This is a genomic window from Streptomyces sp. NPDC039424 (genome assembly GCF_055639495.1).
In genome coordinates, this window is sequence record NZ_JBVKAI010000021.1 from 153,606 (window position 1) to 160,075 (window position 6,470).

Here is a 6,470-nt window from a genome sequence, read left to right on the forward strand (position 1 = left end):
GACCCCGGTGTCTTCCTCCGGCCCGAGCGAGCGTCTCCCATGGTGTCTTCCCACCGGCACCCGCTGAGGGAGGTGCGCGCGATGCGCGGCACCAGCAGAACGAAACCCCATCCGCACGACGACGCCCCCGACACGGCCGAGGCGTTCGAGCGGCTCGCGGGGCTGCCCGACGGCCCGGAGCGCCAGGCCCTGCGGGAGGAACTGGTCCGCCTCTGGCTGCCCATGGCCGAGCGGATCGCCGTACGGTTCCGTGGCCGCGGCGAGTCCCTGGAGGATCTGTACCAGGTGGCGGCGCTGGGCCTGGTGAAGGCCGTCGACCACTTCGATCCGGCTCGCGGCCGGGCCTTCGAGGCGTACGCCGTGCCGACCATCACCGGTGAGATCAAGCGCCACTTCCGCGACCACATGTGGACCCTGCACGTGCCGCGCCGGGTGCAGGACCTGCGCAACCGGGTGCGGTCCACCGTCAAGGAGCTGGCGCAGACCACGCCGGGCCGGGCGCCCACGGTCGCGGAGATCGCCGAGCGCGCGCAGCTGACCGAGGACGAGGTGCTGGCCGGCCTGGAGGCCCTGGAGTGCTTCACGGCGCTGTCGCTGGACGCCGAGATGCCCGGCACGGACGGCTACGCGCTGGGGGACGCCCTGGGCGGCCCCGAGCCCGGCTACGACCTGGTCGTCGACCGCGCGGCGGTCAAACCCTGTCTGCAGGCGCTGCCGGAGCGCGAGCGCATGATCCTCTACCTGCGGTTCTTCCGTGGCATGACGCAGAGCCGGATCGCCCAGCAGCTCGGCATCTCGCAGATGCACGTCTCCCGGCTGCTCAGCAGCTGCTTCGCGCATCTGCGGGAGGAGTTGTTCGCCGAGTCCGGCTGAGCCGGCCGCCGCCTCACTCGGGCGGCGAGCCGGGGATCTGGGTGGGGCCGAGCCGGTCGAGGGCGTCTTCGAGTTCGGTCCTGACGTCGGCGGGCATGTCGCCGGTGCGGCCCCAGATGAGGATCAGCTCCGCGACGTTGCGGAGCTTGATGTTCGTGTGCTGGGAGACCTCCTTCAGCACCATCCATCCCTGGTCCGGAGTGACCCGGCCCAGCGCGACCATCATTCCGATCGCCTGGTCCACGACGGCGTGCGAGGTGACGGCTTCCTTCAGCTGGTGGACCTCTTCCTGCAACGCGAAGATCCGGTCCGGCTCCGCCTCGTCCTGGCGGCCGTTCGTGGACATGACTGGTCGCCTCCCTGTGCCTGCGCGGCGTCGCCTTGCGGCCCTGAGCCCATCAATACACCGTCACGCCGCACCTCGCCATGTGCCACCGGACAGCGGGGCCCTGGCCTCCCCGGCCCGGCGCACGGTGCGCGGAGCCGTTTGGCGACACGCGGACGGGGTACTCCGCAGGCGCCCGTACCGCTTCCGGCTGGACACTGGTGGGAGACCGGTGGCTGCCGGTCGCCGAGACCAGGACGCGACTGCCATGAACCACGACACCACCCTCCCCGGCGGTACGACGAACCCGCGGAATCCGAAGAACGTCGTCTCCACACACTCCGTGTTCGGTGCGCCCTGCTGGGTGAGTCTGACCAGCCGCGACCTAGGGGCCACACAGGACTTCTACAGCGCCGTCCTGGGCTGGCGATGGCGCGACGCCCGGCTCGGCGACCACTTCCGGATCGCCCTGGCGGGCGGTGTTCCGGTCGCGGGGATCGCCGCGGTCGCCACCATGTGGCAGATGGCGGTGGCCTGGACGCCGTACTTCGCGGTCCCGAACGCCGACGAGGCCGCGGCGCGGGCGCGGGAACGCGGCGGCACGGTGGCCGTCGGCCCGCTGTCCTTCCCGCCCGGACGGGCGGCGCTGCTCGCCGACCGGGACGGCGCCACCTTCGGGATCTGGGAGGGCAAGCTCGTCTCCAACTGGGAGACCTGGCGGCGCGCGGCGCCGACCTTCATCCGGCTGCACACCAGAAACGCCTTCGACTCCGCCATCTTCTACGGCGAGATCTTCGAATGGGCCTCCAGCCGCAGCGGCTGCTGCGAGGTGGAGTACGAAGGGGGCGAGGTCGTGCTGCGCAGCCGGGGCGACGTGGTGGCGCGCATCGACTCGGGTGCGGTGGAGGCGGCCCCCGATCCGTCGATCCGGCCGCACTGGCAGGTCCACTTCGCCGTGGCCGACGTCACGGACTGCGCCCGGGCCGCGGAGAAGCACGGCGGGAGTGTGCTGCGGGAGGACGAGGACGAGGCCATCCTGCGCGACCCCGACGGGGCGCAGTTCACGGTGACGGCCCGCCGCGAGCGCTGATCTCCCGCGGCGGGGCCGGGGCGTTCAGGCGTCCCCGGTGGCCCGGTCGGCCGTGCGCGACGGGCGGGACAGCAGGATCAGGCTGCGCGGCTCGACGCGCAGCCGGGTGCCCGCCTTGCGCTCGCGTTCGTCGGGGACGCCTTCGGGGTCGGAGGTGTCGATCAGGGTGGTCCAGCGCTCCCCGTAGGTGTGGTCGGGCAGGCGGAAGTCCACCGTCTCCCAGTAGCCGTTGAGGAGCAGCAGGAACGAGTCGTCGACCACGGGCCGCCCGTACGCGTCCCGTTCGGCGATGGCGTCGCCGTTGAGGAACACGCCGACCGAGTGCGCGTCGTCGCGCTGCCAGTCCCGGTCGGTCATCTCGCGCGCGTCGGAGCGCAGCCACACCAGGTCCGGCAGCGGCTGCGCGGAGTTGGTGACCGTCTCGCCGCGGAAGAACCGGCGGCGGCGCAGTACGGGATGGGCGGCGCGCAGCCCGATGACGTACCGCGTGAAGTCCGCGAGCGTGCGCTGCTCCCGCGTCAGCCGCCAGTCGACCCAGGAGACCTCGTTGTCCTGGCAGTAGGCGTTGTTGTTGCCGCGCTGGGTGCGGCCCAGTTCGTCGCCGTGGCAGAGCATCGGGATGCCCTGCGACAGCAGCAGCGTGGCCAGCAGGTTGCGCTGCTGGCGGGCGCGCAGTTCCAGCACGGCCGGATCGTCGCTCTCGCCCTCGGCGCCGCAGTTCCAGGACCGGTTGACGCTCTCGCCGTCCCTGTTGTCCTCGCCGTTGGCCTCGTTGTGCTTGTCGTTGTACGACACGAGGTCGCGCAGGGTGAAACCGTCGTGCGCGGTCACGAAGTTGACGCTGGCGCGCGGCCGGCGCCGGCTGTGTCCGTAGAGGTCGGAGGAGCCGGTCAGCCGGGAGGCGAACTCGCCTAGCGAGCCGGGTTCGGTCCGCCAGAAGTCCCGTACGGCGTCCCGGTAGGGGCCGTTCCACTCCGACCACAGCGGCGGGAAGTTGCCCACCTGGTAGCCGCCCTCGCCGACGTCCCAGGGCTCGGCGATCAGCTTGACGCGGCTGATCACCGGATCCTGCTGGATCAGGTCGAAGAACGCCGACAGCCGGTCCACCTCGTGGAACTGCCGGGCCAGGGTGGCCGCGAGGTCGAAGCGGAAGCCGTCGACGTGCATCTCGGTGACCCAGTACCGCAGCGAGTCCATGATCAGCTGCAGTACGTACGGGTGCCGCATCAGCAGGCTGTTGCCGGTGCCGGTGGTGTCGTAGTAGTGCGCCCAGTCGCCGTCGACGAGGCGGTAGTACGAGGCGTTGTCGATGCCCCGGAAGGAGAGGGTGGGGCCGCGCTCGTTGCCCTCGGCGGTGTGGTTGTAGACCACGTCGAGGATCACTTCGAGCCCGGCCTCGTGCAGCGACTTCACCATCGCCTTGAACTCGTCGACCTGCTCGCCCCTGGTGCCGTGGGCGGCGTAGGCGTTGTGCGGGGCGAAGAAGCCGATGGTGTTGTAGCCCCAGTAGTTGGACAGGCCGCGGTCCTGGAGCACACCGTCGTGCACGAACTGGTGCACCGGCATCAGCTCGATGGCGGTCACACCCAGCGAGGTCAGGTGCTCGACGACCGCCGGGTGCGCGAGGCCGGCGTAGGTGCCGCGCAGCCGCTCCGGGACGTCGGGGTGGGCGCGGGTCAGTCCCCGTACGTGCGCCTCGTAGATCACGGAGTCCGCGTACGGCCGCCGGGGCGGGCGGTCGTCGCCCCAGTCGAAGTGCGGGTCGGTGACCACGCCGAGCATGGAGTGCCCGGCGCTGTCGGCCGGGGAGGGACCGCTCGGCGCGCGTTCGTAGAGCGAGGCGTGGTTGTCGATCTGCCCGTCGACGGCCCGCGCGTACGGATCGAGGAGCAGTTTGGCGGGGTTGCACCGGTGGCCGAGAGCGGGGTCCCAGGGGCCGTGGACCCGGTAGCCGTAGCGCTGCCCGGGCCCGATGCCGGGCAGGTAGCCGTGCCAGACGAAACCGTCGACCTCGTTGAGCTGAACGGGGGTCTCGGTGCCGGCGTCGTCGAGGAGAATCAGGTCCACGCGTTCGGCGACCTCGCTGAACAGGGCGAAGTTGGTGCCCTGCCCGTCGAAGCCGGCGCCCAACGGGTAGGGGTGCCCGCTCCACACGGGCGCCCCTTTCCGAGGTCGCCGCGCGGTCACCGCGCCCCCTCCAGGGCGCCGTCCGCCGGGCCGGCCAGGACGGTCAGCGGCAGTTCGCGGGGCACCGTCAGCCCCTCGGTCAGGCTGGGCGCGGGAGCGGTCGGTACCAGCGGTTCGCGCTGGCCGGCACGGGCGCGCTGCGAGAACCAGATGATCTTGCTGCCGGTGTCCGTGGCGCAGCAGCCCCAGCCGTCGCTCATCGCGGCGATGTGGACCAGGCAGACGCGCAGGTCCTGGTCGGGGCGCAGGTCGCGGTCGTCGCCGCCGACCGCGGTGATGAGGTGCTGGCCGTTCCACCACATCTCGATCGAGATGTGCTTGTCGGTCGCGTGCTCGTCGATGGCCCGCAGCAGCAGTTCGCTGCCGCGCTGGACGGGATCGACGAGGTTCTCGAGATCCCAGTAGCGGAGATGGGCGGCCAGGATGCGGCTGACCTGTCCCACCCGTTCGGGGCTGACTTCCACGTCGAGGTGGTAGTAGCAGGGCACTGCGGTCTTCATCGTCGCTTGCTCCTCACCGGCGAAGCTCTCGCTCCCCTCGCCCCGTCCGGACCCACTGCCCGGACACGGAGCGTGAGCACTGATCGCTTCTGAGTCAGATCCACAGTGCGGGCACTACGCCATTCGTGCAACACGAGCGCACCACTGAGGTGGTTGAAGAGCCAACAAGACGCTCCGTGGCCGTCCGTGCACCATAGGTGAAAGCCTCGATCGCCGTAACGGATCCGTGCCTCTCCGTGCACGGAGACCACCCGACCGTCGGGAAGCGTGCCGCAGTCGAGAGCGTCGGAAGGTGACAGGGCCATGCTGCTACCCGCCAAGGCCGAAGTGGCCCGGCTGTTGCGGCGGTACCGGGCGTGGGAACGCCTGATGCTCGCCTCGCCCTCCGATCGCGCCGTACGGGCCGCCTTCGAGGACTCGGGATACACCCTGTGCGTGCTGATGGGGAAGCGCTGCGCCCGGGAGGCCGCGGACGCCGCGGAACGCTATCTGCGCACCACACTCGCCGTCTACCTGCGGGAGCAGGCCGGACGGCCGCATGTGAAGGGCCGGGCCAGGCGGGCTCCCCCGCCGGACCGGCGTCCAACGGCGGGAAGGCGCTGACCCTTTCCGGCACCCATCGGATTCCGAGCCGGGCCCCGGGCCCGGCTTCGCGCACGGCGGAGGTGACACCCATGAGCTCGACTGAGGCCATCGGCCGCATCCCGGTACGGGACGTCCGGCCTGCCGTGGAGTACGGCAGGCGCCCGGCGAAGGCGGTGGTCGGCGAGACCTTCCAGGTCACCGCGACCGTCTTCGGCGAGGGCCATGACGCCGTCGGTGCCAATGTGGTGCTGCGCGACCCCGAGGGCCGCCCCGGCCCGTGGACGCCGATGCGCGAACTGGCCCCGGGTACCGACCGGTGGGGCGCCGAGGTCACCCCGGACGCGACGGGCCGATGGACGTACTCCGTGGAGGCCTGGCGCGATCCCGTGACCACCTGGCGGCAGCACGCGCGGATCAAGGTCCCGGCGGGGATCGACGCCGGCCCTGTGCTGGAGGAGGGCGCCGGACTGCTCACCCGGGCGGCGGCCGGGGTGCCCGCGGGCCGGGAGCGCGCCCTCGTGCTGACGGCCGCGCGCGCCCTCGGCGACGACTCCCTTCCCCCGCGGTCCCGGCTGGCGGCGGCGCTGGCGCCGGAGGTGGAGGAGGTGCTGGCCCGCCATCCGCTGCGGGAGCTGGTCACCGCCTCCGACCCGCTGCCGCTGCTGGTGGAGCGCGAACGGGCGCTGTACGGCTCCTGGTACGAGTTCTTCCCCCGCTCCGAGGGCATCCCCGAGCATCCCCACGGCACTTTCCGCACCGCCGCCCGCCGCCTGGACGCCATCGCCGCGATGGGCTTCGACGTGGTCTACCTCCCGCCGGTCCACCCCATCGGCCACACCTTCCGCAAGGGACGCAACAACACCCTCACCGCCGGCCCCGACGACGTCGGCGTGCCCTGGGCGATCGGCTC

Annotated in this window: 7 protein-coding genes; 4 read left to right on the forward strand and 3 right to left on the reverse strand. The window is 71.7% G+C overall.

The features are described 5' to 3' along the window. Window positions 1–81: 81 nt before the first annotated feature. Complete coding sequence (locus ACZ7L0_RS36345; RefSeq protein WP_471246833.1) at window positions 82–873, forward strand: RNA polymerase sigma factor SigF; 792 nt, start codon at window positions 82–84, stop codon at window positions 871–873. A gap of 13 nt (window positions 874–886) precedes the next feature. Here the strand turns inward: ACZ7L0_RS36345 and ACZ7L0_RS36350 are convergent, their stop codons facing one another. Continuing rightward, window positions 887–1,219 (reverse strand): ANTAR domain-containing protein, encoded by a 333-nt coding sequence (locus ACZ7L0_RS36350; protein WP_471246834.1) that lies wholly within the window; start codon window positions 1,217–1,219, stop codon window positions 887–889. Between the two features lie 247 nt (window positions 1,220–1,466). Between ACZ7L0_RS36350 and ACZ7L0_RS36355 the strand changes: the two genes are divergently transcribed. Then, window positions 1,467–2,288, forward strand: a complete 822-nt coding sequence (locus ACZ7L0_RS36355; RefSeq protein ID WP_471246835.1) for a VOC family protein — start codon at window positions 1,467–1,469, stop codon at window positions 2,286–2,288. A gap of 24 nt (window positions 2,289–2,312) precedes the next feature. Here ACZ7L0_RS36355 and glgX read toward each other — a convergent pair whose 3' ends face one another. Beyond that, window positions 2,313–4,475, reverse strand: a complete 2,163-nt coding sequence (glgX, locus tag ACZ7L0_RS36360) for a glycogen debranching protein GlgX (RefSeq protein WP_471246836.1) — start codon at window positions 4,473–4,475, stop codon at window positions 2,313–2,315. Then, window positions 4,472–4,975, reverse strand: a complete 504-nt coding sequence (locus ACZ7L0_RS36365; RefSeq protein ID WP_471246837.1) for a pep a2 — start codon at window positions 4,973–4,975, stop codon at window positions 4,472–4,474. Before ACZ7L0_RS36365 ends, glgX begins: the two co-directional genes overlap by 4 nt. Window positions 4,976–5,278: 303 nt before the next feature. Here ACZ7L0_RS36365 and ACZ7L0_RS36370 point away from each other — a divergent pair, with 303 nt between their 5' ends. Both ACZ7L0_RS36370 and ACZ7L0_RS36375 read left to right on the forward strand, forming a co-directional pair. Beyond that, window positions 5,279–5,578 (forward strand): DUF5133 domain-containing protein, encoded by a 300-nt coding sequence (locus ACZ7L0_RS36370; protein WP_471246838.1) that lies wholly within the window; start codon window positions 5,279–5,281, stop codon window positions 5,576–5,578. Window positions 5,579–5,649: 71 nt separating this feature from the next. Then, a partial coding sequence (locus ACZ7L0_RS36375) for a maltotransferase domain-containing protein (protein ID WP_471246839.1) occupies window positions 5,650–6,470 on the forward strand: 821 nt, incomplete at its 3' end.

What these genes read in the sequence shown, in the direction of transcription:
- ACZ7L0_RS36345 (WP_471246833.1), top strand. Translation starts at nt 82, where the DNA reads ATGCGCGGCACCAGCAGAACGAAACCCCATCCGCACGACGACGCCCCC.
- ACZ7L0_RS36350 (WP_471246834.1), bottom strand. Translation starts at nt 1,219, where the DNA reads ATGTCCACGAACGGCCGCCAGGACGAGGCGGAGCCGGACCGGATCTTC.
- ACZ7L0_RS36355 (WP_471246835.1), top strand. Translation starts at nt 1,467, where the DNA reads ATGAACCACGACACCACCCTCCCCGGCGGTACGACGAACCCGCGGAAT.
- ACZ7L0_RS36365 (WP_471246837.1), bottom strand. Translation starts at nt 4,975, where the DNA reads ATGAAGACCGCAGTGCCCTGCTACTACCACCTCGACGTGGAAGTCAGC.
- ACZ7L0_RS36370 (WP_471246838.1), top strand. Translation starts at nt 5,279, where the DNA reads ATGCTGCTACCCGCCAAGGCCGAAGTGGCCCGGCTGTTGCGGCGGTAC.